This is a genomic window from Dactylosporangium sp. NPDC051087 (assembly GCF_055586325.1).
Window position 1 is genome coordinate 58,259 of the sequence record NZ_JBVJIJ010000032.1, and the last position, 25,077, is coordinate 83,335.

The window sequence follows — 25,077 nt, forward strand, 5'->3', positions numbered from 1 at the left end:
GACGAGCCTGGCAGAGCCGCGACCACATGGTCAAGGACGTCGATGTCAGCATGCCGCGGACGGAAGCCGACGCCGCCCTGCGGTCAAAGTCCTGACGGACACACGGTCAGACCTGTCGGCGCCACGTTCGAACTGCCGAGCGGCGCGCTGGCGCACGGACACGCTGTCCGTCAGGGACGGGGACCGGATCGGGCACTGTCTCGGGTGCCCGGCGGAGTTGGAGGACTCCATGGGCCAGCCCTATGACGCGTTCATCAGCTACGCCAGCGACGACCGCGCCCTCGTCGAGGAGCGGCTCGTCACGGCGCTGGAGCGCGACGGGTTCAAGGTGTGGTTCGACCGGCGGGACGCGCGGGCCGGGATCTCCGTGCCGATGCTGGTCGCCGACGCCATGGACGACGCCAGGCATCTGATCGCGTGCCTGAGCGACAACTACATCACCCACAACTGGACCATCCATGAGCTGGCCCAGAGCGTCTACCGCGACCCCACCAGCCGGTCCGCCAGCACCATCCCGGTCCTGATCGAACAGGTGACGCTCAAGCTTCCCGGGTACGTCGATCCGCTGTCCCGCCTCGATTTCAGCGATCCGGCCCGCTACGACGTCGAATACCAGAAGCTGGTGCGCCAGCTCAGCGAGAGCAGAGCGGCGGCCACCCTGCCACCGGTCGACCCTGCCGAGTTCAGGAAGGCCGCAACCGACGCGTTCACGCATCTCGACGACCCGTTGCTGACACTCTTCCACGTGCGCCGGGCAACGGTCGGACTGGCCAAGCTACTGCACACCCAGTACGTCGGTCCGCTGTCGGCCGACATCGACCTCGACCGGCTCATCGACGGGGTGGTGCGGTCCGGAAACACACCGGCGGACGCGAGCGCGCCGCTGGCGCTGCTGCACCGGTTCTGCCGGCAGGCCGAGGTCGACGATCCGTTGCTGACCCACGACATCGCCGCCCCGGCGGTGAACGCGCTGCGGGTGCTCGCCAACTGGATGTTTCCTGACCTGCGACACTCCCGGACCCTGGAGACGGTCTGGGACAGTCTTCCGGTCGGCGCGAGCCTCTCTGAACGCCGCATCCCTGGCACCGGCTACCGGCTGCGCGAGCCGCGCCTCGGCGTCAACAGTCTCGGGCCGATCCACCCCGGCTATGACAGCGAGCGGCGGGAGCCGGTCTCGGTCAACCTGGTGGCGCTGTCGGAGAGCGCCGAGGAGCGCTTCTTCGAGGAAGCGGCCCGGTTCCGGCGGCTGAGCGGGTCCAACATCATCTCGCCGAAGGACGCCGGGCGGATCGTCGTGGACGGCGAGTGGTTGTGTCTGTACCTCGTGTTGCCCGTGCTGGACGGGATCGACGCGCAGGAGTTGCTCGACCGTAACGGGCCGCTGCCGCCGAGGGCGGCGGTCGAGTTGGCGCTCGGCATCGCGACGGCGCTCATCGGCTTCCACGGCACCGATCCGCCGGTGGTGCACGGCGACATCAAGCCGGCGAGCGTGTTCGTCAGCCGGTTCGGCACGGTCGGGGTGCTGTGCATCGGGCACCAGGTGGCATCGTCGCGCACGGCCGCGTTGTCACAGAACGCCGACGGCAGGGTCGACTCGTATCACTTCTCCAGCCCCGAGCAGCGGGCCGGACGGCCGCTCACGCCGTCCACAGACCTCTTCGCGTTGCGCGCCGTGCTCGCCTACCTGCTGACCGGCACGCACGAGCATCGTCCGGCCGACCCGGAGGCCGAGCGGTGGCTGGCGCTGCTCGCTGGCTGCGGCACCGCCCAGGACGCCAGCCGGGTGCTGCGTGACGTCCCCGACGGCGAGTCGCTCGCCGCCGTCGTTCGTCGTCATCTGCCCGACGTCACCGGCGGCTCGCAGCTGCGGCTGCGGGACAGCACCCCGATCGCCGCGCGGGCGGCGTGGCCGCTCGGCGGCGACGCCGTGCTCGTCTGGGAACGCGGCACCCGGACCCTGGCCGTGGTCCGCGGTGGCGAGCTCGGCTGGCGTGACGACGCTCCGGTGCCGCTGCGGCGCACCGTGCCGGGCACCCGCGGCCGGTTCGCCGTCGGCGGGTGGGACGGCGCGGTCCGGTGCTTCACCGATGGTGCCCTCACCGCGCGCACCCGGCTCGACGGGGCGGTCGGTGACCTGGTCTACACCGACGACGGTCTGCTCGTCGGCTCCTGGAACCGCGCGCTGTGCCGGGTTGCGGACGACGGCACGGTGCATCGACTGCTGGCCGTCGACCGCGGGGTGCACCGGATCGCGGTGAGCGACCGCGCGGACCGGTTCACCGTCGCAGACCAGTCCGGCGGTCTCACCGGCTACTCGGGCGACCGGCGGGTCGACGTGCTGGCTCCCGTCGGGACGGTGCGGGACATCGCGTACGCAGGCAACCGGCTGATCGTGCTCGGCGAGGAGATGCTCTGCGGCGTGCGGCTCGACGGCAGCCGCACAGATCCGGTGCCGTCTCCCGGTGCGTTCGCCCTGCGCCCGCTCGCCGAGCCGGGGCGCTGTCTGCTCATGGTCGTCTCCGGCAACGCCACGGTCCAGGCGTGGCGGATCGACGAGAGCGAACGCCGGCTGGCGTCGTTCACGCTCCCGCCCGGGGATCGGGTGCTGTCCGTCACGCCCGGCGGGGACCGTCTCACCGTGTCGCGGGCCGGGGGTGGCTGCGCCTACCGCCGGGACGGCACCGAGGTCCATGCCTGGCCGGAGGCGGTCTCGGCGAACGTGTCCGACGACGGCCGGATGGTGACGGTGATCCGGCCGGACAGGGTCGACCTGTACGAGGACTCCGCATGATGCGCGACCGGGCGGCGCTGCTCAGCGCGATCGACGCCCTGGAGCAGTTGCCGCCGTCGCCGGAGCACCGCCTCGTCCTGGCGGAGGCGGAGTTCCGGGTCGCGATCGCGCCGGGCACGCCGCCGGACGAGGCCGTCATCCGGTTGCGACGCGCCATCCGCCACGATCCGTGGCAGCCCAAACTGCACCTGCACCTGGGACGGCTGCTGCACCACGACGGCCGGCAGCGCGCCGCGGTGCCGGCCTACCGTCAGGCGATCCGGCTCGCCCCGGGCAGCCGCCGGGCCCACCTGCTCCTCGCCCTCGCGCTGCTCGACCTCGACCAGGCGGCGTACGAGCAGGGCCGGCGGCTGCTCGTCGCGCTCGCCACCGACGACGACGCTGCGCGTACGGCCGTGCTGGCCGCACTGGAAGACCCCGGCAATGCCGCGAAGGCACCGATCAAGGAGGCCGTCGGGTCCACGATGGACACGTGGCGGCCGGGGCTGTTGGACCGGCTGGCACGGTCCCCGCTCAGCAGGCGGCACGTGGACGCCCATCTGCGGGCAGCCGCCGACGACGGTCCCGCCGGGCACGTGACCGCGTGCACACTCCTGCTCGCCAGCGGTGAGCCGGTCGCCGGCGTTCGGCAACTGCTGGCCACGGCGGGCGTGGCCGCCGACCACCCCGCGGCCGCGATGCTCGACGCGGCGCTCGACCTGGCGACGGTCGACGACCCGGCGCGCCGGCTCGACGCGACGGTGGCGGCGGTCCGGCGGGGGACGTTGCCGGCGCCGCTCGCCTGGTGGCTCTACTACGCGAGGTTCCTGCGGGAGCCGCCGCCGCTGCTCACGGCGATCCGGCTCGCGCGCGCGGTGCCGGACCCGGAGCTGCGGATCGCGATCCTCGACGTGTACGCCCTGCGGGCCTGGACGGACGGGCGGCTGGACCTGGCCCGCCTGCTGTGGCACGAGATGCACGCGATCGACCCGCATCAGGTGCCGGTCGCGCTGAACCTGGCGCTGCACGCCGCGCGTACCAAGGCAACGGCGGAGTACGGCCCGGCCTGGGAGCACCTCGCGGAGACCATGTACCTGACCGGCGCGGGCCTCGGCGACCTCTCCGCGCACGTCGACGACCGGATCGCACTGCACCTCGCGCTGAGCCAGCAGGCCGCGGCGAGTCATCCGGGCAACGACCACGAACAACTCGCCGCCTGGGTCGCCGACCGCGACGCCCTCGACGTATGGCTGCGGGAGTGGGATCTCTACTACCTCAACCGGCGACTGCGGTTCCGCTCCCCCGTGCACCTGCTCGGCGTCGCCCGCGACGCGCGCCCCGAGCAGCTTGCCGAGGCCCACTACCGGCTGCGCCGCCACGTCGACCGGGTGCTGCGCCCGCGCGGCTGGGCCGGTGCGGCGGTGTTCTGCGACCTCGCGAAGGCGCGCATCGACACGGCGCTGCGCACGGCGCGCGATCCCGACCGGCACCACGACACGGAACTGTCCGAGGCCGACGCGCTGCTCGAGGAGACGCTGGACCGGGCGCTGCGGCTGCGACGGCTGAGCCGGCACGTCGTGGGCCTGCATTCCGCGGCTGCGCTGCCGCTGGGCGCGGCGGTGGCCGGCCACCAGTTCGCCCTGCCGCTCGCGAGGCTCACCCGGTTGTGCGTCGACCGAGGTGTGATCGACCGCGAGGAGACCCTCAGCGGCATCTTCAGCGCGGACCTGGTGGTGGTGGCGGCGGCCTGGGACCGCCCGCCGCCGACCGGGGCGGCCCAGGTCTCCGAACGGCTCGCCGCGCTGGACGACTGCGTCGCCGCGGTCCCCGACCTGGTGGCGGTGCGGCTGCACCGGTGCCTGCTGCTGCAGTCTGCGGGCCGGGGCCGTGAGGCGTTCGCAGCGGCCGCGGAGGCGCTGGCCATGCCGTACGACGGCCTAGCGGAACTCGTCGGGGCGGTCCGCGACGGCTTCACCCCCGAGGAACGCACCCGCCTGCCGGAGAGGAGCACGTGATGTTCATGGTCGAGCTGGACGCCGACTCGCACTACGGCCTGCTCGGCGTCGACCCCAACGCGTCGGCGGCGACGATCCGCAAGGCCCGCGACGACATGATCAAGGCATTGCGTGAGCGCGCCCGGCGGGAGGCGGCGAACCGCGACGAGCTGACGGCGCGGCAGATGCGGGTGAACGCCGCCGGCCGGACGCTGACCGCGCCGGCGGAACGCGCGAAGTACGACCGGGAGCACGCGCACCTACGGCTGTTCGCGGTCCGGTCGGCGGCCGCGCCGATGTTCGTCGCCCCGCAGGACCGTCTGGCGGCGATCTACCGGGCGATCAGCGACCACCTCCGACTCCTCGGGACGCCGCTCCCGCCACTGTCCGATCTGGACCGTACCGACTTCAGCGACGATCTGACCCCGACGCCGCTGCTGGACGGTCACCGGTGAATCACGACAAGCAACCCGCGACGACCCGGCGGTAGCCCGGAGGCAGGGAGTGCACCATGCCATTTCACAAAGTCATCGGGATCGACCTCGGCACGACGTACTCGGCGGTGTCGATCTGGGACGGCCGGGAGACGAAGGTGATCGAGACGCCGTTCGGTGCGCGCACCGTGCCTTCGGTGGTCGGACTCGACTCCGAAGGCCAGGTCGTGGTCGGCGCCCCGGCGCAGAACAACCTGGTGATGGACCCCGGCAACACCGTCATCGAGGTCAAGCGCGAGATGGGCGCCTACGAACGGGAACCGCGCGACGCCGACGACCCGGGCGAGCCGCGGGTCGTACGGTTCCGCGGCCGCGACCACCTGCCGCAGGAGATCTCGGCGTACATCCTCATCGAGCTCAAACGCCTGGCGGAGGACTTCGTCGGCGAGCCGATCCACGACGCGGTGATCACCGTGCCGGCGTACTTCAAGGAACCGCAGCGCGGGGCCACCGAGGACGCCGCGAGGATGGCGAAGCTGAACGTGCGGCGGCTGCTGAACGAGCCGACGGCCGCGGCCGTGTGCTTCGGCGCCGACAAGACCGAGGACGACCGCATTCACACCTACGCCGTCTACGACCTCGGCGGCGGCACGTTCGACGTGTCGATCATCCAGGTCAGTCCCGGCAATGTCAGCGTCGTCGGTACCGGCGGCGACTCCCGCCTCGGCGGCGGCGACGTCGACGACCTGATCGTCGACTTCGCCCTCGACGAGATCCGCACCCGGCACGGCGTCGACCTGCGCAACGACGCCGGCGTGCGGCAGCGCATCAAGCGTGAGGCAGAGGTGCGCAAGCGGGACCTGTCCGTGGCGGGCGCGGCGACACTCAACCTGCCGTACCTCACGCCGACCGTGAGCGCCAACGTGACTGTCACCCGCACCAAGTTCGAAGCACTCATCAGGCCACTGCTCGACCGGTCGCTGCAATGCCTCGACGAGGCGATCAGGTCGGCCGAGGAGAGCAACGGCGTCGAACGAGGGGAGATCGAACAAGTGCTGCTCGTCGGCGGCTCGACCCGCATCGCCTGCGTGAAGCAGCTGCTGGCCGAGCACCTCGGGCTGGACCTGCGCGACATCCGCAGCGACATCAGCCCCGACGAGGTTGTGGCGCGGGGTGCAGGGATGGTGGCGCGGGAATACGCGCCTTCGGAACGCTACACCGGGCCCGAGATCGCTCCCGTCCAAGGCCCCAGCGACGCCCCGCAGCCGGACGCCTCCTCCGGCATGGTGTTGCAGGACGTGACCAGCCATACCCTCGGCATCCTGGCCAACCGGTCCGACTTCGTCACGATCCTGCCCAAGGAGAGCCGCATCCCCGCCGAGGCGATGCAGGACAACTTCATCAACGGCGACGCCTACAAGACCGTCGACGTCCTCATCTTCCAGGGCGAGGAACGGGTGGCGTTCGACAACACCCTCATCGGCAAGGTGCCGATCGAACTGCCCGAACCCCGCGAACGCGGCTACTACAGGTTTGCTGTGAAGTTCACCCTGGACGAGAACGGCCTGCTTGCTGTCGAGGTGAAGTGCCTCAACGACAACCAGGTCTGGCGCACCGAGCTGGAGTGCCGGGTGCGGATGAGCGCGGATCAGCTGAAGCAACGTGGCGACGAGGTAGAACGCGCGATGCAGCTGCCGAAGCCGCCGGTGCGGCAGCGACCGGTGGACATCCCACGCCCGCCGGACACGACACCGGCCGTGCACCGACGCATCCTCGACCGCTCGTACGCGTTGCTCGGCCAGCTCGGCGCCGACGACCAGCCGAAGCTCCTGGTGCCATACCGGTCGCTCGTCGACGCGATCACCGCCGGTACCGAGGACCTCGACGACCTCGCGGACGCGCTCGAAGACGCCTTCCACGCCGTGCGTCGGCCGACATGACCAGGTCGGGACCCGGCGGGGTCACGTTGACCACGCTGATCGGGCCGACCGACCGGGGCGTGCTGTGGCGGGCGACAGAACTGCGCGCCGAGGACCGGATCGTCCGCCTGGTCGATCCGCGGTTCTGCGACGACCGGTTCCGTGAGACGCTGCGCCGGCTCCGCGAACGGCCGCACCGCCACGCCCTCCGGATCGTCGATGAGGGATGGTCGGAGGCCGACTACGCGATCACCTACGCGCTCGACGGTCCGATGCGGACCCTCGGCGAGCTGCTGGATGCGTGTCCACGATGGACCGACCGGCTACGGCTGCTCGGCCGGCTGTGCGACACGCTCGCCGACTGGCAGCGGAACCCGCAGCTGAATCTCGGCATCGGCCTGCACAACCTCGTGTTCGACGCCGACGCCGTCGGCCCGTACCTGCTGCCGTGCCCGGCCTTCATCCTTTCGGCACCCGACGACCTGTTCGGTCTGGACGCGACGACGCTCGCCGCGGTCTCGCCGGAGACCGTGCGGGGCGTACCGTCGCACCGATCCGCCCAGGACCGGTACGCCCTCGGAACGCTCGCCGCCCAGGTGATCGGCTGCCGGCCGTCACCATTGGCGGGTGACGACGCCGAACGGGTTGAGGCACAAGCGCGGGGCGCGCTGCTCACCGCGGAAGACGGCATCGAGCCGTTCCTGCGCGGCACGCCGCAGATGACAAACCTCATCGATGTCATCCGGCGCTACCGGCACCCGGTGCCGGACGCCCGCCCGGTCGGGGTGGGTCAGCTGCGCGGCGCGATCGAGGAGGCCACCGACATGTTCGGGCTCGCCGTGGCGCTGCGTACGACGGACCCGGACGGCGCGCTCGAGGTACTGACCTGGATCGACGACGCGGACCGCGGGCGACTGGTGACCGCGCTGCGGCTCGCCGCCTCGATCTGCGCGGATCGTGGTGATCACACCGGCGCGCTCGGGCGCCTCGACCAAGCCGTGCTGATCATGTCCGACCTGCTCGACGTGCGCCAGGAGCGCATCGAGCTCCTGCTGCGCGACTGCCCGACGGACCGGCTTACCGATCTGATCGAAGACCTCGAGTTCGTCGAGCGGCGCGACCCGGCGCACAGCTTCGAACGGCGCTGCCACATCGCCGAGGCATGGCGCCGCCTGGACGACCGGGACGAGGAGGCAGCGGCCCTGTACCGCGCCCTCGAGCTCGACCCCATCGCCTTCGACCAGTTACGGCGTTACGGCGAGTGTCTCCGCGAGCTCGGTACGCCCGCCGACGTGGAAGCGCTCGTGCGGCTGGCCAAGGCCCGGATCGACACCGCCGCCCAGGCAGGGCGGCTCAGCGAGGAAGGGAGGCTGCTGTGGCACCGCCGATTCGACGCGCTGCGGGACTGCTCACCGCCGGTCTCATAGCGTCGCTCCTGATGGGTGCGCCGCTGCCCGCACAGGCGGCGCCCGATCCATCGGCGCCGGCCAGCCACACCATCGAGGTGCCCCTGCCGGCCGGCACCGTCCTGCCGCCGGGGACCTACGAGGTCGTCATCACGGGCAACGGCACGAGCACCGTCACCACGGTGACCATCACCGCGGACCGCGACGACGCCGGCCTCTCAGCGACCGCGCTGGTGGCGATCACGCTGATCGTCCTGCTCATCATCGCGGCCGTGCTGGTGTTCCGCCTCCGCCGGTCCGAGCTCGGCGGGCCCGCAGCGACGGCGGGGCCTGCCGCATCGCCCGCCGATGCCGGCACAGCGGGTCCGACCGTCGTGGAAGCCTACCGGGCGGCCGTACGACTGGTCGACGCCGGCCGCTATCACGACGCGCTACCGCGGCTCACCAGGATGGAGGCGTCGCTGCCGGACGGGTTGCGCACCGAGGCCGGCTTCTACATCGCCTTCTCGCTCTACCAGACGCTGTTCCTCGACGAGGCCGAGCATCGCCTCGCCGCGCTGCACCGCGAAGACCCGGGCGACGCCGACATCGCCCAGCTGCTGGTCCGGCTGCGCGTGCAACGCCGTGACTTCGACGGTGCCGAGCAGGTGCTCGAGCCTCTCTCGCGGCGCCACCGGCTGACCGCCCCCACCCGGAAGCTGTACAGCATCGTCGAATATCAACGCGCGCTCAGCGCACTGCGCGAGGGCAACATCGACGCCGCGGCGAGCTTGTTCGAGCGGGTCGAACGCCTCGGCGACCTCCGCGACCAGGTGCCGGCCGACCTCCGCAACCGGCAGGTGCTGCTCGGCGCACGCGCCCTGATGGACAAGGACGTCACCGCCGCTCGCGCGCACTTCGAGCGGCTCGAGGATGTGGCGAATCAGCTGCCGCCGGACCGTCGTGACGAGTTGCTCGCCTCGGCGAAGATCGGTCTGGGCATCGCCGCGTGGCTCGACGGCACGATGCCGGACGTCGAACGGTTCCTGGAGGACGCGATCCGCACGATCGACCCCACGGCACCTTTGACCGCGCAATGGCAGCTGGCCATCGCGCACGACGCACTGGCCGAGGACGTCGCGGCCCTCGACGCCCGGCCGGCGGACGGCTCCGACAACGCCGCCGACAGCCGGCGCGTGCTGCGAGACCTGCACTTCCTGCGCGGTATGGCGGCGTTGCGGGCCGCAGATGGTGACGCCGCCGCTGCCCGGTCGCGGGCCGTTGCCCGCTTCGCCTGCGCACGGCTGGCGGACCACACATTCGCTGACGTGTACCTCGTCGTCGGACTGCTGTCGTTCCGGCAGGGAAACGAACGCGTCCGGCGCCACGGCCTGGAGGCGCTGCGGGAGGCGCGCAAACGCGGCGCGCGCGACCCGGAGCTCGTGCGGATCCTCAATCAGCACGACACCCGGCCAGGCACCGAACCGCGGGCACTGCTCGACATCATCGACTCGTACGCCGACGACCCGAAGGTACGTGCGGAGATCCGCGACGCGCTCCTGCGCCACCGCGCCCAGTTCGGCCAGCCGCGTGACACCGACCAGCGGCCGGACCTGTCCTCCGGCGGGAACATCGAACCAACCGTCACGGAGGTCGGCGAGCGGGCGGCGCTACTCATGGCACGGGTCCGGCAGCTGTCGACCGCCGACCCCTCCGTCGCGGCGGCTCTCGGCGCCGCCGACGAACTGGCGAAGGCCAGCGCGCTGCTCGCCGCCCAGGCCCACGCCGTCGAGCAGCGCGAGGCCGCCGTCCTCGCGCTCATCGGCGCCGCACTGCTCAATGACACGAGGGGATAGACGACCATGACGCAGCCACCCGCACCGGTCCCGCTCACTCCCGCGGCATGCCTCGCACGGCTGCCCGAGCCGACGCTCGACATCGACGAGGACGACAACCCGCTGCGCGACTTGCGCCCGATCGAGCTGCGCCGGTCCGTGCTCACCATCGCCGGACTCGACCACGTGAGCGAAATGCGACTGGTCGACGAGTTCGTCAAGAACGACAAGGTCAGATGACCGGCTTCGACACAGCACCGGAACCGGAGGCCGACGAGCGATCACGCCGGCACGCCTCGATGCTGTGGACCGCGCCCGACACGGTGCCGGACGGGCCGGAACCGGGCGGAAGCGACCTCGACCGGCTGCTGCGTGACGCGCGGCAGAAGCTGGCCGACGCGGAGCACCACGCGGCGATGGCGCTGATCAACAAGGCCCTCCGCATGAACCGCACGCACGCCGCGACGCACCTGCTGCAGGCCGAGTGCCTGCTCGCCTGCGATGAGCCGGCACGCGGACTGGAGGCCGCCGAGACCGCACGCCACTGCACCAGCGACACGGCGTTGACCGCCCGGATCGACGCGGTGCGGGCGCGGTGCCGGGCGGCGATCACGGCCGCGGACCTCGAACGCGCCCGGGCGAGCCTGCGGCGCGGGGATCGGCAGGGGGCACTGGAACATCTCGGACGCGTCCCCGACGCGCCGGCCGACATCGTCACCTACGCGCGCGGCAACCGCCACCTCGACCTGCCACGACTGGAAGTCGTCCTGCGCTGGCTCACCCGGGAGGAACTCGCCGCCGCGCGGCAGGCCCTGGACAAGCAGAACTACAACCAGGCAGGCGAGGCCTGCAGATCGGCCTGGATGATTGCCCCCCGCGGCCGCCAATGTGCGCTCCTGGCAGCTCAGGCGTTGCTGGGCATGTACTACACCGCGGTCGTCCGACGACCCCAGCCCGGCTTGGAGGCGCTGCAGAAGCTCCTGCTGGAGGCCAGAAAGTTCGTGAGAATTTCCGCCGACGACGAGACCTTGCGCGCTGAGCACGGGCCACTGGCGGCAGCCATCGAGAAACACCTGCGGGTGATCTCGGAAGACCTCATCCGGCAAAGCGCCATCCACGAAGTCAGCGCGGTGATCACCGACTACAACCGCGTCATGGCCGTGTACGGCGGCAGATCACTCTACGGAGTGGAGGTGCGGAACATGCTCGCGTCGCTGGCACCGATCGATGTCAAGGTCGGCAGGCTGCGCGAGGTACATCCACCCGAATCACCCCTAGGTCGGGAGCTCAAGAAGATCGCGGACGCCATCGCCGCGATACGGCGCCGCTCCCGCTGATTCCGGCCGAAATTCGTCAACCCCCGGCCACGGCGCCGCGAGCATTGATGCCGGCCGGGTTCGATCGAGCACGCAACCCGCCGGATGCCAGAGATGCGGATGCCCGCATGCACTCGATCATGGAACAATGGATCAAAGTCGCCACGAACTACTCGACCGTACGTTGATCTGGAACCAGACGCATCCGACCCGGCAGCAGCATGGTTAACTCCGTGCGTGCGGGAACACGAGAAGGTTTTCATCGCGTCGCCCGGCGACGTGGCCAACGAGCGCTTGGCGGCCTACAGCATCGTCAGCAAACTGCCCTACGATCCGGCACTGCGGGGCAAGATAACGACCGAGATCGTCGCCTGGGACGGCCCGTTCGAGAGCATTCCGTTTCTGGCTGAGGTCGACCCGCAAAGCGCCGTTGCGATGGGACTTCCGCTGCCGAGCGAGTGCACGTTCGTGATCGTAATATTCGCGGCCCGCATGGGAACACCACTGCCCGACAGCTACCGCAAGCCCGACGGGTCCAGCTACGCTTCGGGTACCGAGTGGGAATACTTGGACGCTGTGACGAGTGCCGAGAAGTCCGGACTTCCTGAGGTGCTTGTCTATCGCCGTGACCCGGCCACCCTGCCTGACCGCGACGCGGCGGACAGCGAGGAACTCTCCCAGCGCGACCTGGTGGAAGCATTCTTCGCGGATCTGTCCGCCGATAGACGCGGATTCAATGTGTACGACACCGTCGAAAGCTTCGCACAGGAATTCGAGTCACACCTGAAGCAGCGCGTGGTGAAGCGAATCGAAGACTCGTCCGAGTACGCTGTGCGCCGGTACCTCGATTCCAGGTCGAGCGCGCCACCCATCGAGGCACTCCTCGCGATCGCGAACGATCACCTTCATGATCCGAATCTCCGGCGCCTGGCCGCCGAGGAGTTCACGGTCCTGGAAACGCTACCCGAACAGTACGTCGATAGAATCGTCGACAGCGCCCGGGCCTTGCAGTCCGACACCCACTCCGAAGTCGCAAAGGCCGGCGTGCGGTTGTCCTCGCGGCTCATCCGCGAAGGCCTGGCCGGCATCGACCTACTCGAGTTCGGCGCGGGTGGCCCCACCTGGGAGGCTCGCTCGATCGCTGTCGCGGCGGCCGCCGAGTACGACAGCGTGGAGGTCCTCAACGTGCTCATGCTGGCCGCGGGGAGATTGTCCTATTGGAGACCCGTGTACACAGTGGCGGAGTGGATCGTGAAACACCAGGCATCGTTCAGCGACACAACGCGAGACCAGGCGCTCAAGGTTGTGGATTCATACCTCGCCAGCCCGAAGCTCAGCGAAAACACCATCAAGAAACTCAACGCGGCAAGGGCGACTCTGACGGGGGCCGCAGATCCCAAGCGTTCTTACCGATGGTGGCGACCCTTCGGATAGCGGCCGCCTTTTCCACTACTGCCTGACCGACAGGCCGGCTTGGCAAGAAGTGAGCTCAGGTCGTCGTGCTGTCATATAGGCCCACGCGAGCTGTCCGTCAGGGAGCGGTGTATCCGGCGGCTTGGGGGTTCAATGCGCATCGGCGTGATCCGCGTGCTGTCCCTCCTGTACTGCGTCGCGGCGCTGGCCGCCGTCTTCTGGCACCGGCAGGCCTTTCCGCCGCCGGTCGCGCTCGTCGTTCCGCCGTACACCTCGGAGCATGTCAGGGACCAGATTCTGCCCGTAGAGGCGCTGCCCGCAGGTGGCGAGTGGCTGATCGAGCAGGACGGCCCGCCGGACACCGGACTCTTCGTCGGCAGCGGACGCCTGCGTGCCGAGTTGCGTCAGAAGACGGTCGTCGACGCCTGGCAACGGGTCTGGGGCCGGGCCAACCGCCACGGAGGGGCACTCGTCCAGGTGATCGAGTTCCGTTCCGCGCGGTCGGCGGAAACCCACCGCTCCGAGTGTGTGCCAACCGAAGCGCTGGATCTTGGCCCAGCGACGGTGGCGGGCTTTATACAGGTGACGCCGACGTTCGCGGCCGCCTGCGCGACCGCCGTGCGCGGCCGGACGTTCATTCAGATTGCCGTCGGCACTTCCGCAATGCAGACCGAGGCGGACACCAGCGGCGCCGCACAGAATCCGGCAGGCACTGACAGCGCCGGGCTGAGCCCGGCGGGCAGCACCACCGAGGCCGCGGCCGGAGCCGAGGTGCCGCGGCGGATCGTCGGGGAGTGGATCCAGGCGATCTACGCGCGGCAGCTCGCCCGGCTGCCAGTGCAAGCGGACCTGCCGGCCCTGTCGTGGCGGAACACCGACAGCCGCACCGCGATGAACTCGATCGCCATGCTCTTCGGGGTCGGGCTGCCGCTGCTGATCGCGCTGAGCACCCTTCTGTTCGACACTGCGACGTGGCGCCGGGCGGTCGCGCGGCTGTCCTTCGTTCATCGCATGGGCACCGTCTCGCTGGACCGCCCGGCGCGACGACGTCTCGCCGCCCGTACTGCGGGAGTGCTGGCACGGATCGTCGTATACGCATGGGCGTTCCGCTGCGCCGAGGCATGGCGGTTGGGCACGTGGGGTTCGATCGCTCTGGTTCTCGGCGCGGTGGCCCTCACCTACGGTGCGGAGCGGCTGATCCCGGCGCTACGGCCGAAGCGTTGGCAGCCTGCCGTGTTCCGCGGTGGTATGCGTTTCGTGATGCTTGTCGGCGCAACCGTCTCGCTGTCGATGATGGCGGGCGGTGGCTACCTCGCCGTACTCGGTTTCACGCTCACCACACTGGGCGCCCCCTTGCCGGAGACCGGCGACTGGGTCGGTGTCCGCCTCGGATACGCGTTCATCGTCATCGCAATCGTGATCGTCATGCTGTCGCGTCTGCCAGTCCTGCTGGTACGCCGGATCGGCATGCGCCAGCTGCGCACCGCGGCCGACAGCGATCCGCGGCCGCCGGCGCTGCTGCTGCGGTCCTTCGCGGACGACCGCCGGATCCTGCGCGCCCGCAATCTCAGCCGGGCGTCGGTGCTGGAGCGCTTCACTGCCCGCCGTTTCGAACGTTTTGAGGAGGTCGTAGCCGCGGCGCTGGCCGAGCGGGGGCCAGTGCTGGCACTCAGCCAGGTCGGTGAACGGCTGCCACCACCGCTGGGCGCAGCCCGTCGAAGCTTCAGCATGCAGGAGTGGCAGGCGGGGGTAGCCGACCTGATCGGCCGTTCGCGCATGATCTGTGTGACGCTGGGGCGGTCGGAGTCGCTGCTGTGGGAAATCAGGCAGCTGCGGGTGCACGGCGCGCTCGGACGGGCCGTCTTCCTCGTGCCACCGGTATCCAAGCCCGAGCAGCGTCGGCGCCTGGCGGTCCTCGGACACGTCCTGGGCGTCGACTGGCGGGAGCTGGACCACACCCGCATCGGTACGGACGTCATCGCGGTCTCCGTTCCGGCAGGTGTCCCGATCGTGTTCACCGGCTCCGCCCCCGACGACCTGACGTACGAGCTGGCACTGCAGGTCTTCGGTGCTGCCGCCATCGGGCCGGAGCCTGGGACACGGTCGGACGTGCTGCTCCTGTCCCGCCGGTACGTTGAACTCGCCCAGCGGCGGGCACCGGTCCTCAACGCAGGTCCGGCGAAGCCACCACCCCTGATCGAGGTGTATCCACCGGGCCGGGCGCCGGCCTTCAAACCGTGGTGGCGGCGGTTCAGTCTCATGGGCCGGATCGGCAGTGCGATTCTCACCGTCGCGTCGGCCTGCCTGTTCGGCACCGCGAATACGACAACAGCGAGCGTCACGCTGCCCGACGAGGTCACCTTCCTGACCGTTGACGCGGCAGGCTCGACGTATGCCGTCGCCGGCGCGCGGACGATCTACAAGCTCTGGACGGGCGGTGGCGACGACTCGATCACCGCTCCGGTCGCCGAGCTGAATCTGCCGATCAGCGACCTGGTCGTGCAGCGCAACGTCGGGTATTTCGCCTCCACCCCGACCGGGTCGGTGGGCCGGGTCGACCTGCTGAGCGGGCAGACGGTGTGGTCGACGGTCGTCGGGGCGGGTACCGGCAGCGTCGCGGTCGCCGGCGACCGGGTACTGGCGACCGACACCGCGGGTCACCGAATCGTGGCACTGTCCGCACAGACGGGAGCCGTCGAACAGGTCGCTGACCTGCCGGCCGCCCCATACGTGGTCGTCGTAGGTGATGGCTTCGGCTACGTGAGCATCGCGACGCAGGACGAGGTGCTCCGGATCGACCCGGCAACACTGTCGGTCACCGCTCACATCCACGCGCCGGGTGGCCCACGCCGCCTGGCCGTGAGTGGTGCCCGCGTATTCGTGACGACCTGCGAGGGTCATGAGCTGCTAGAGCTGGCGCGGCCCGCGGGCACAGCCCTGCGGGAACCGCAATACCTCAGCGTCCAGGTGCCGCAGATCGCGGGTGGCGGCCGTTGGCTCGCGATCCAGGGAATGGAGTGGGTTTCGCTCATCCGGGACGGCGGCCCGACCCGTCGGGTGCCCGTGGTGGACACCTCCTTCGATGTGATGACGGTAACCGACCGCGGCGCCATCATCTTGGGCTACCCGGACGGCCACATCCTTCGCCTCAGCCAGAAATGATGCCCTGACCGACGGCCCAGCGCGACCGCCGACACACCAGCTCGTGCTCCAGCGTGGCGAGGGCTTCCATGAGTTCGAGGCTGCGCAACGTGGCGAGTCCGGCTGGCTCTAGATCAGGCCCTTGTCGACGAGGTTCCAGTAGTGCCGTCCGAGCGCCGTCAGCCGGCACGACTTGTAGCCCATGGCCGCGTGCCACATGTGGGGCGCGCCGACGGGTTCCACGAGGTTCACTCTCGCGTATTGCTGCAGTACTCGGAACGTGGCGTTGTTGACCGGATTCGGCGGCGGGATCGACAGGTCGGTGTCGCTACCGGGGCGTTCCGGTTCGTATGTGGGATCGAGCGACAGCTCGTGCCGCGACGCCGGGAAGTGCCGCTTCAGGTCCCGCAGGTGCTCCACCGTGATCGGCGCCTTCGCCTTGCGCAGCGACACGAACCGGTGCACGTTGGTTTTGAAGACGGGACGCTGCGCCCATGCACCGAGCGACTGGTCGATGTGGGCGTAGGCACTGCCGGGAGTGACCTCGCCGACCAGGTTCGCCGCGGCACCGTTGAGCGCGTCGAGGAGCAGGTTGGTGAAGACCCCGCCCTCGTCGCGCTCGTAAGCGAGCTGCTCCTCGGTCGAAGCGGTCAGGATCGTCACGCCCTTGGAGATCTCCGAGACGGTCGTGTTGACCGCGTGCCCGCCCACGATCCCGCTGTGGCAGCTGTCCAGGATGATGATCCTGTTCTTGGCCCGCGACTTGTTCGCCATGGACATGACCTCGGACAGGGCCAGTCCTTCGTCGCCCTTCTCGCATTCGCTGCTGCACAGGAAGCCGCCCGTGTCCTCGACGTGCCCGTGCCCGGCGAAGTAGAACAGCGCCACGTCCGGGTCGCCGGCGAACAGGTCACGCACGGCCTCCTTGAGCTCGCGCTTGTACAGCGGCTTGCTCGCGTCCGGCGAGGTGAGCAGGACCGGCCCGGTGAAGTTCGGCGACCCGTCCGCGTTGCGTTCCAGCATCGCCTTCACCGCGATCGCGTCCTGGACGCAACCGCTCAGCGGGTTGATCCGCTCGTAATGGTCGATGCCGACGATGAGTGCCTTGCGCACGGTGTCAGTCATGGCGCGCGGGACGAAACCTGGCTGACGCCAAGTCACGCTGCCGTTCGTTGCCGCTGGGTTCCACGAGCATCACCTCCTGCATCTGGTACCTGACGGACAGACCCGCCAATTGCCAAGTTGCAGCGATGCGGACGAATTTGGCGTCCGCGGCCTTGATCTTGTCGATCGCTTTGCTGGGAGACCAGGGTGTGGGTGGCGCCGACGGCCTCGACGATCTGGTGGACGTGCAGGTGGTCGTGTTGCGCCAGCAGCTCGACGATCGCCAGCCGGATCGGTGCGCCGAGGGCGCGGAAGAGCGCCGGCCGCTCCCTCGCGGCGCGGACCGGCGTCACCGCGCCGACCGCACCCTCGCGGCGCGGACCGGCGTCGGCTCAGGGTTGGATGGCAACCGACCCTCCGGCTCCGGACGGTTGCACGAGGGCACGGCGGTGCCGCCACCGGGCGAGCACGCTGTGCCGCACCCCGACGAGCATCGAGGCGGCGAAGCAGCCGGTGGCGATCAGGCTGATCGCGGCGCCGGCGGCGACGTCCCAGGTGCGTGACAGCAGCAACCCGCCGACGGTGCTGGCGACGGCGAGGCCGACCGCGACGGCGGTCATGGTGGCGATCCGGTCGGTCCAGAGCCGGGCCGCGCCGGCCGGGGCGACGACGAGCGCGAGGGTGAGGATGGTGCCGACGGCCGGCACGGCGGTGACGACCACCGCCGAGATGAGCAGCAGGAACCCGAAGTCGATGGCGGTGGTGCGGTAGCCGGCGGCCCGGGCGCCGCCACGGTCGAAGGCGGTGAACAGCAAGGCCCGGTGGCCCAGGCTCAGCGCGGCGGCGACGACGGCGGTTACCGCCGCGGCGACGTACAGGTCTTCGGTGGTCACGGTGAGGATCGAGCCGACGAGGTAGGCGGTGAGGTCCTTGGTGAAGCCACTTTGCGCGGACAGCAGCACCACGCCGAGCGCGAACCCGGCGGCGAGCGCCACCGCGGTCGCGGTGCTCGGGTCGTGCCCGCGCCGCCGGGACAGCGCGACGACGGCGAGCGCGGCGAGGACCCCGGCGGTGGCGCCGCCGAGGTACAGGTCGACGCCGACGACCGCGGCGACGACGACACCGGGGAACGTGGCGTGGGTCATCGCCATGGTGTAGAACGCCAGGCGCCGCAGGACGACCTGCACGCCGAGGAGCCCGGTCGCGACGCCGATCAGGACCGCTTCGACGAGGGCCCGGTTGAAGGCGGCATCAAGCCACGACATCGGACGGCCTCCGACGTACGAGCGGCACGAGCAGGGCGAGCAGGTACAGGGCGACGAGGGCCAGTACGACGGTGCCGCCGCTGGCCAGCCGCAGCCCGTACGTGACGGATGCGTGGTAGCTGACGACGAGCCCGGCGTATCCGGCGCCCGCCGCCGCCAGCACACCGACGGCGGCGATCACCGCGAGCCGGTCGGAGAGCAGCCGGCCCGTCGCGGCGGGGACGACGAGCAGCGCGACGACGAGGATGGTGCCGACGGACTGGGCGGCCGCGACGACGACGAGGGCGACGCTCAGGTTGAGCAGCAGGTCCAGCAGCCACACGCGGTAGCCCATGGCCTCGGCGGTCTGCGGGTCGAACGCCCGCAGCCGCAGTTCCTTGGCCAGCAGCGCCAGGGTGAGCAGGACGGCGGCGGCGACGGCGGCGGTCTGGGCCAGTTGGGTGGTGGTGACGGCGAGCAGCCGCCCGAACAGGAACGCGGTGAGGTCGGCGCTGTAGGAGCTGCGCCGGGACACGAGGATGACGCCGACGGCGAACATCGCGGCGAGGAGCACGGCGAGGGCCGTGTCGTCGGTGACCCGCCGGGAGCGGGTGAGCAGGGTCAGCAGCGCCGCGGTGACCGCGGCGGCGACGAGCGCGCCGGGGAAGACGCCGTCCGGTCCGGCGGCGAGGAACCCGATGACGACGCCGGGGAAGACGGTGTGGGTCATGGTGTCGGCGACGAACCCGAGCCGCCGGATCAGCACGAACGCGCTGACGACGCCGGCGAGCACCGCCAGGAGCAGCAGTTCGGCGAGGGCGCGGCCCATGAACGGCGCGGTGAACGGCTCGACGAGGACGCTACGCATGGCGGTTCGCGATCGGGCGGGCGACGACGACACGGTCGCCGCGCAGTTGCAGGGCCTGGCTGCCGTAGGTGGCGCGCAGCAGGTCCGGGGTGAGCACGTCGTGGACCGGACCGAACCCGTACACGTGCCGGTTGAGCAGGCAGGCGGTGTCACAGGCGAGGTGGGCCAGGGTCAGGTCGTGGGTGCTGATGACGACCGCGGCGCCGTGCTGTTTGAGGGCCGCGATCGCGGTCAGCAGCGCGTCCTGGCTGAGCGCGTCGACGCCGTTGAACGGCTCGTCGAGCAGCAGCAGCCGGGGCTGCTGGGCAATGGCCCGGGCGAGCAGCACGCGTTGCCGCTGCCCGCCGGAGAGCGTGCCGAATCTGGCCTTGGCCCGGTCGGCGAGGCCCACCTGGGCGAGGGCCTCCGCGGCGATGTGCCGGTCGGCGCGGCCGGGCCGGCGCTGCCAGCCGGTCCGGCGGTAGCGGCCCATGAGCACGACCTGCGCCACGGAGATGGGGAACTGCGGGTCGAGGGTGTCGGCCTGCGGGACGTAGGCGACGTCGCGGCGGGCGTCCGCCGGCGACCGGCCGAGCACGGTGACCGTGCCGGCGGCGACCGGCACCAGCCCCAGGACGGCCCTGATCAGGGTGGACTTGCCGGCGCCGTTCGGGCCGATCAGCGCCACGGTCTCGCCGGGCAGCACGTGGGCGTCGACGTCCTGCAGGACGGGGGTGCCGTCGTAGGCGACCGTCGCGTGCTCGATGCGCAGGGCGACGCCGACGGGGAGGGCCGTCGGCGTCGCCGGCTCGGTCGTGGACTCAGCCACCGAGTGCCTTGACGATCGTGTCGGTGTTGTGGGTCTCCATCTTCAGGTAGGTGTCGCCGGCGGAGCCTTCCGGACCGAGGGTGTCGCCGTACAGGGCGTCCTCGCCCGCGACGACGCGGACGCCGGCCTGCCGGGCGATGGACTCGGCGGTCTTCGGCGGCAGCGAGCTCTCGGAGAACACGGCCTTCGTGCCGGTCTGCTTGATCTTCGCGACGATGTCGTCGACGTCCTTGGCGGACAGTTCGGCGGAGGTGTCGAAGCTGGGGATGATCGAGCCGACGAACTGCAGCTGGTACCGGTCGATGTAGTAGCCGAACGCGTCGTGGTTGGTGACCAGCTTGCGGTCGCCGGCGGGCAGCTTGCCGATCTTCGCGGCGATGTCCGCGTCCAGCCGGTCCAGCTCGGCGCTGTAGGCGGCGAGGTGCTTGGCGAACGTCGCGGCGTCCGCCGGCGCCGCGGCGCTGAACGCCTTCTCGATGGTCTGCACCATCAGCTTGGCGTTGCGCGGGTCGTGCCAGATGTGCGGGTCGCCATGGTTGGCCCCGTCGGCTTCGTCACCCTCGCCCTGGCGGATCTTCACGCCGGTGCTGGCGTCGACCGTGGTCCCCTTGAACCCGGCGGAGCTGATGGTCGCGTCGAGCCAGCCTTCGAGTCCGACGCCGTTCTTGACGAGCACCTTGGCCGCGCCGATGGCGGTGAGGTCGGCCGGGGTCGGCTCGTAGTCGTGCGGGTCGATGTTGGGCTTGATGAGCTGCGTGACGGCGACCCGGTCGCCGCCGATGTTGCGGGCGAAGTCGGCGACCTGGGTGGTGGTCGCCACCACGGCCAGCTTGGTGCCGCCGGCGTTCGCCGGTTGGGCCGTGCTGCCCGCGTCGTCACCGCACGCGGCGAGGCCGGCCGCGAGGCCGGCGAGAGTGGCGGCGACTGCGAGTGTTCGCAGCTTCATATCGGTTGCTCCTCGGATACGAGTCGTCCGTCGGGCGGTCAGCGTCCCGAACGAGCCAGACGGTACTCGTTTTCATTTTCAATAACGAGACGTCCCATCGCAATGAGCGCATGCGGCGGACACTCAGAACAGCTCAGGCGGCGCGCAGGGCCGGGAGGACCTCGGCGCCGAGGCGTTCGATGTTGCGGATCGTGCGTTCCGGCGTGCCGCCGGCCTCGACCATGAGCAGCACCCGCCGGACACCGGTGCCGGTGAGCGTGCGGGTGAGCCGCCGCACGCACCTGTCGGGCGGTCCGATCGGATGGATCGCCAGCAGGTGCTCGACGTAGCCGGCGAGGTTCCTGGTCATGGCGGTGCCGTCGATGCGGACGTGCTCGGCCGCCCTGGCGAGCCAGCCGGGCAAGCTCGCGCGGAGCACGTCCTCGGCCTGCGCGGTGGTGTCCGCGACGTACGCCAGATGCGCCGACACGTGCCCGGCACCCGGTCGGGTGTGGCGGCGGATCAGCCCGGCCTTGCCCGTGTCGGTCTCATGCACGCCGAGCAGCAGCGGCAGCCCGTGGCCGGCGGCCAGGTCCACCGTCGCGGGCGAGGTCGCCGCCACCCACACCGGCAGGGCGCGCGGCGGCCGCGGTACGACCGGCACCTCGCGGAAGCGGAAGCGGGTCCCGTCGCCGCGGACGGTACGGGTGCCGCTGAGCGTGGCGAGCAGGACGCCGAGTGCTTCGGCGAAGCCGTCGGGGGTGTAGCGGTCCAGGCCGGTGCCGAAGACCTCGAGGTCGGCCCACGGGCCGCCGCGGGCGACGCCGAGGTCGAACCGGCCGCCGGAGACGGCGTCGAGCAGCGCCGCTTCCTCGGCCAGGGCGACCGGGTGCCGGTTGGACAGGTTCGCCGCGGCGGTGCCGACCCGCAGCCGGCGCGTCCGCCCGAGGACGAACCCGGCCATGGCGACGGCGGACGGGCACGTGCCGTACGTGACGAAGTGGTGCTCGGCGAGCCACACGCCGTCGAAGCCGGCCCGCTCCGCGGCCTGCGCGTAGGTGACCGCGGCCCGCAGCGCGTCGCCGTGGCCGGCGCCGGGGAACTGGCCGGCCAGCAGGAAGGCGTCGACACGCACCTCCCTGCCGGCCGCGCCGGGGTCAGCAGTCACGCAGTTCCGGCGACTGGTTGAGCAGCTGCCCGCGGGGGGAGACGAACGCCTCGTAGCGCTCGCCGCCGACCGCGGCCGGGGTGAACGCGGCGACCCGGTGGCAGTTCTGGAACGCCAGCTTCACCCCGAAGTGCCGCTCCAGGCCGCCACGGATCGCGTCGCTCGCGAGGGCACGCAGCAGCTGCCCGCGCTCCGCCTCGCTCGGCGGCGGCACCTCGTGGTCGGCGAAGTCGCCGCCGGACGCGCGCAGGTCGCCGGCGACGCCGCTGATCACCGTCCACGCGTAGGGCAGCGAGTCGCGTACGCAGGCGACGAACTCGGCATCGTCGACGGGTCCGGCCTCGGCCCGCTCCAGCAGTGCGGTGGGGACGTCGAGTGACATCGTGTGCTCCTCTACGGTCAGCGCGCGGCGACGGTCGCCGGCTGCAGGACGAAGTCGGGGTCGATCTGTGCGGTGAGGTCGGCGCCCGCGCGGGCGTTGCCCCATGCCACGGCGTTGCGGGTGTGGAACTGCGCGGCCTGCGCCGCGTAGCGGCGCCAGTCCTTCACCGCTCCGTCCAGCGCGGCGCGCATCGTGCGCAGCGCGGCGGCGTTGGACGGCTCGAGGTCGCCGATCGGCAGATGCCGGCCGCGCTCGGCGGCCTTCACGAATCCGGACCGGCCGATCCAGCACAACAGGTCGTCACCGACCTGCTCGCGCAGGAACGCCACGTCGTCGGCGTCGTCGACCTTGTTGCCCACGACCGCGACCCGCACCCCGTGGTCGCGGGCGTAGCCGGTGTACTGCCGGTAGACCCCGACGCTGCGCACAGTCGGCTCGCACACCAGGAACGTCAGGTCGAAGCGGGTGAACAGGCCGGAGGCGAACGAGTCGGCGCCGGCGGTCATGTCCACCACCGCGTACTCCCCCGGGCCGTCGAGCATGTGGTTGAGCAGCAGCTCGACCGCGCCGACCTTCGAGTGGTAGCACGCGACGCCGAGGTCGTCGACGGCGAACGGGCCCGTCACGGCGAGCCGGACGCCACCGACCGGCCGGACGAGGCGGTCGTAGATCGGGTTGCCGTCGCCGACACCGACCAGCCGCGACCCCGCGCCGGGCGGCGTGGTCTTCAGCATCGCCGCGGCCGAGGCGATCCGCGGGTTGTCCCCGCGCAGGTGTTCCTTGATCTCGTCGAGGTGGTCGCCGAGCGCCGGCAGCAACGCGGCCTCGTCCTGGTCGGCGCCGAGTGCGACGGCCAGGTGCTGGTTGATGTCCGCGTCGATCGCCAGGAGCGGGACGTGTTGCTGGGCAAGGTGCCGGGCGAAGAGGGCGGCCAGCGTCGTCTTGCCGCTGCCACCCTTGCCCACGAACGCTGTCTTCACAACCCTAGTGGTATCGGTTTTCATTTTCACCGTCAAGCGGTTCGCCCGGATTCAGCCCCTTCCGGCACCACAACTTGCCGCCGACCCGCGCGGCGATCCGGTGACGTGCATGAGGAGCGAGGTCCGGCGTTACCCGGCGACGGTGGTCAGGGGCCGGTCCGGCGCCGCCGGCGCGTGCATCCGCCGGTCCACCGCGAACAGCAGCGCCGCGGCGGACGTCGCCGCGGCCGCGAGCACCAACCAGAACGGGACGGGCGTGCTGATCAGGTACACCGCGACCGGCGGCCCAATTGTGTTGCCGACCTGGAACGTCGCCCACGCGGCGCCGGTGGCCCGGCCCAGGGCGCCGGCCGGCGCCAGCCTTTCCACGAGCGTGTAGAACGCCGGGCTGTAGGCGCACTCGCCGAGCGCGAACGTGACCATCATGACGGCGAGCAGTGCGACCCTGGCCCCGCCGCTCACGGCGCCCGCGGCATGGCCGGCCAGCCACGCGCCGGCCCACGCGAGGCTCATCGCGATCAGCGCACGCGTCTTGTGCACCCGCTCCACCCAACGGGACACCGGCAGCTGCCCGGCCAGCACGACGAACGTGCCCAGGGCGTACAGGGCGCCGACCAGCGTCGTGGAGCCGCCCAGGTCGGTGCGCACGGCGAGCGGCACGCCGCTCTCCAGCTGCGCCATCCCGAACGTCACCAGCAGCAGCTGCGCGACCAGCAGCAGCACGTAGCCGCGCCCGGGCCGGAACCGCTCCAGGGTCTTGCGCTGGGACCCGGCCGCGCCGGCGTCCCGCGGCAGGGGGACGAAGACCGCGATCAGCACGGCGTACAGCGCGCAGCTGGCGCCGTCCGCGGCGAACAACCACCGGTAGGTGGCGTCGGTCGCGGCACCCAGCAGGAGGCCGCCGAGCCCGCCGCCGATCCCCAGGCCGACGTTGAGCAGCAGGTACCGCATCGACATCGCCCGGACCTTGGCCGCCTCGCCGCCGCTGAGCCTGGCGATGATCGGGATCACGGCCGGCAGGAACAGTCCGGTGCCGACGCCGATGACGAGCAGCGCCACCAGTTGGGCCGCGTAGCCGCGCCCGGCCGCCAGCAGCAGCCATCCCGCCGCCTGCACCAGCAGCGCACCGATCGCGACCGCCCTGGGCGAGCGCCGGTCGACGAGCGCACCGCCGTACACCGACATCGGCACCGCGGCGCCGGCCAGCACGAGCAGCAGCACCGCCGTCTCCCCGGCCGGCAACCCGTGCAACTGATGCAGGTAGATCGCCAGGAAGGGGTAGCAGAGCCCGGTGCCGACGGCCGACAGCCCGTACCCGCCGACGAACCACCACACGGGGCGGCTCAGCCGCCGGTCCGCGCGGCCGGGTCGGGCCTTGCCCATGTCAGCTC

At 71.0% G+C, this 25,077-nt stretch carries 20 protein-coding genes; 10 read left to right on the forward strand and 10 right to left on the reverse strand.

All coding sequences use genetic code 11. The annotated features are described in order from the left end of the window. Nucleotides 1–229 precede the first annotated feature (229 nt). From ACZ6TV_RS44350 to ACZ6TV_RS44395, 10 genes are all read left to right on the forward strand, one after another. Nucleotides 230–2,791 carry a TIR domain-containing protein gene (locus ACZ6TV_RS44350; protein WP_465305654.1) on the forward strand — a complete coding sequence of 854 codons (2,562 nt, stop codon included), beginning with the start codon at nt 230–232 and terminating at the stop codon, nt 2,789–2,791. Continuing rightward, nucleotides 2,788–4,785 (forward strand): hypothetical protein, encoded by a 1,998-nt coding sequence (locus tag ACZ6TV_RS44355; protein ID WP_465305655.1) that lies wholly within the window; start codon nt 2,788–2,790, stop codon nt 4,783–4,785. The genes ACZ6TV_RS44350 and ACZ6TV_RS44355 overlap by 4 nt, the downstream gene beginning before the upstream one ends. Then, nucleotides 4,785–5,219: a hypothetical protein gene (locus tag ACZ6TV_RS44360; RefSeq protein WP_465305656.1), complete on the forward strand. Its 435-nt coding sequence runs from the start codon at nt 4,785–4,787 to the stop codon at nt 5,217–5,219. The genes ACZ6TV_RS44355 and ACZ6TV_RS44360 overlap by 1 nt, the downstream gene beginning before the upstream one ends. 56 nt (nt 5,220–5,275) lie before the next feature. Beyond that, nucleotides 5,276–7,138, forward strand: coding sequence for an Hsp70 family protein (locus ACZ6TV_RS44365; protein ID WP_465305657.1), 1,863 nt, complete (start codon nt 5,276–5,278; stop codon nt 7,136–7,138). Next, complete coding sequence (locus ACZ6TV_RS44370; protein WP_465305658.1) at nt 7,135–8,544, forward strand: tetratricopeptide repeat protein; 1,410 nt, start codon at nt 7,135–7,137, stop codon at nt 8,542–8,544. Before ACZ6TV_RS44365 ends, ACZ6TV_RS44370 begins: the two co-directional genes overlap by 4 nt. 11 nt (nt 8,545–8,555) lie before the next feature. Continuing rightward, nucleotides 8,556–10,358 (forward strand): tetratricopeptide repeat protein, encoded by a 1,803-nt coding sequence (locus ACZ6TV_RS44375; protein WP_465305659.1) that lies wholly within the window; start codon nt 8,556–8,558, stop codon nt 10,356–10,358. Nucleotides 10,359–10,364: 6 nt separating this feature from the next. Next, complete coding sequence (locus ACZ6TV_RS44380; protein WP_465305660.1) at nt 10,365–10,577, forward strand: hypothetical protein; 213 nt, start codon at nt 10,365–10,367, stop codon at nt 10,575–10,577. Then, the gene (locus ACZ6TV_RS44385; protein ID WP_465305662.1) at nt 10,574–11,674 is read left to right on the forward strand and encodes a hypothetical protein; all 1,101 of its coding nucleotides are present in this window, start codon (nt 10,574–10,576) and stop codon (nt 11,672–11,674) included. The genes ACZ6TV_RS44380 and ACZ6TV_RS44385 overlap by 4 nt, the downstream gene beginning before the upstream one ends. Before the next feature lie 216 nt (nt 11,675–11,890). Then, nucleotides 11,891–13,087, forward strand: coding sequence for a hypothetical protein (locus ACZ6TV_RS44390; RefSeq protein ID WP_465305664.1), 1,197 nt, complete (start codon nt 11,891–11,893; stop codon nt 13,085–13,087). Between the two features lie 132 nt (nt 13,088–13,219). Continuing rightward, complete coding sequence (locus ACZ6TV_RS44395) at nt 13,220–16,228, forward strand: hypothetical protein (RefSeq protein ID WP_465305666.1); 3,009 nt, start codon at nt 13,220–13,222, stop codon at nt 16,226–16,228. A gap of 108 nt (nt 16,229–16,336) precedes the next feature. Here ACZ6TV_RS44395 and ACZ6TV_RS44400 read toward each other — a convergent pair whose 3' ends face one another. The 10 genes from ACZ6TV_RS44400 to ACZ6TV_RS44445 all read right to left on the reverse strand — a co-directional run bounded on the left by ACZ6TV_RS44400 (nt 16,337) and on the right by ACZ6TV_RS44445 (nt 25,069). After that, the gene (locus ACZ6TV_RS44400) at nt 16,337–17,332 is read right to left on the reverse strand and encodes a caspase family protein (protein WP_465305668.1); all 996 of its coding nucleotides are present in this window, start codon (nt 17,330–17,332) and stop codon (nt 16,337–16,339) included. A 32-nt stretch (nt 17,333–17,364) separates the two neighbouring features. Next, on the reverse strand, nt 17,365–17,664 hold the full coding sequence (locus tag ACZ6TV_RS44405) for an ArsR/SmtB family transcription factor (protein ID WP_465305670.1): 300 nt from the start codon (nt 17,662–17,664) through the stop codon (nt 17,365–17,367). A 39-nt stretch (nt 17,665–17,703) separates the two neighbouring features. Then, nucleotides 17,704–18,576 carry a metal ABC transporter permease gene (locus tag ACZ6TV_RS44410; RefSeq protein WP_465305672.1) on the reverse strand — a complete coding sequence of 291 codons (873 nt, stop codon included), beginning with the start codon at nt 18,574–18,576 and terminating at the stop codon, nt 17,704–17,706. After that, a complete protein-coding gene (locus tag ACZ6TV_RS44415) occupies nt 18,563–19,423 on the reverse strand; it encodes a metal ABC transporter permease (protein ID WP_465305674.1) in 861 nt (286 codons plus the stop codon). Before ACZ6TV_RS44415 ends, ACZ6TV_RS44410 begins: the two co-directional genes overlap by 14 nt. Then, nucleotides 19,416–20,231, reverse strand: a complete 816-nt coding sequence (locus ACZ6TV_RS44420; RefSeq protein ID WP_465305676.1) for a metal ABC transporter ATP-binding protein — start codon at nt 20,229–20,231, stop codon at nt 19,416–19,418. The genes ACZ6TV_RS44415 and ACZ6TV_RS44420 overlap by 8 nt, the downstream gene beginning before the upstream one ends. Then, the gene (locus ACZ6TV_RS44425) at nt 20,224–21,177 is read right to left on the reverse strand and encodes a metal ABC transporter substrate-binding protein (RefSeq protein ID WP_465305678.1); all 954 of its coding nucleotides are present in this window, start codon (nt 21,175–21,177) and stop codon (nt 20,224–20,226) included. Before ACZ6TV_RS44425 ends, ACZ6TV_RS44420 begins: the two co-directional genes overlap by 8 nt. 133 nt (nt 21,178–21,310) lie before the next feature. Then, a complete protein-coding gene (locus tag ACZ6TV_RS44430) occupies nt 21,311–22,324 on the reverse strand; it encodes an LLM class flavin-dependent oxidoreductase (protein WP_465305680.1) in 1,014 nt (337 codons plus the stop codon). Then, nucleotides 22,314–22,706, reverse strand: coding sequence for an SCO5389 family protein (locus tag ACZ6TV_RS44435; RefSeq protein ID WP_465305682.1), 393 nt, complete (start codon nt 22,704–22,706; stop codon nt 22,314–22,316). The genes ACZ6TV_RS44430 and ACZ6TV_RS44435 overlap by 11 nt, the downstream gene beginning before the upstream one ends. A gap of 17 nt (nt 22,707–22,723) precedes the next feature. Next, nucleotides 22,724–23,686 (reverse strand): ATP-binding protein, encoded by a 963-nt coding sequence (locus tag ACZ6TV_RS44440; RefSeq protein WP_465305684.1) that lies wholly within the window; start codon nt 23,684–23,686, stop codon nt 22,724–22,726. Between the two features lie 129 nt (nt 23,687–23,815). Then, a complete protein-coding gene (locus ACZ6TV_RS44445; protein WP_465305686.1) occupies nt 23,816–25,069 on the reverse strand; it encodes an MFS transporter in 1,254 nt (417 codons plus the stop codon). Nucleotides 25,070–25,077 lie beyond the last annotated feature (8 nt).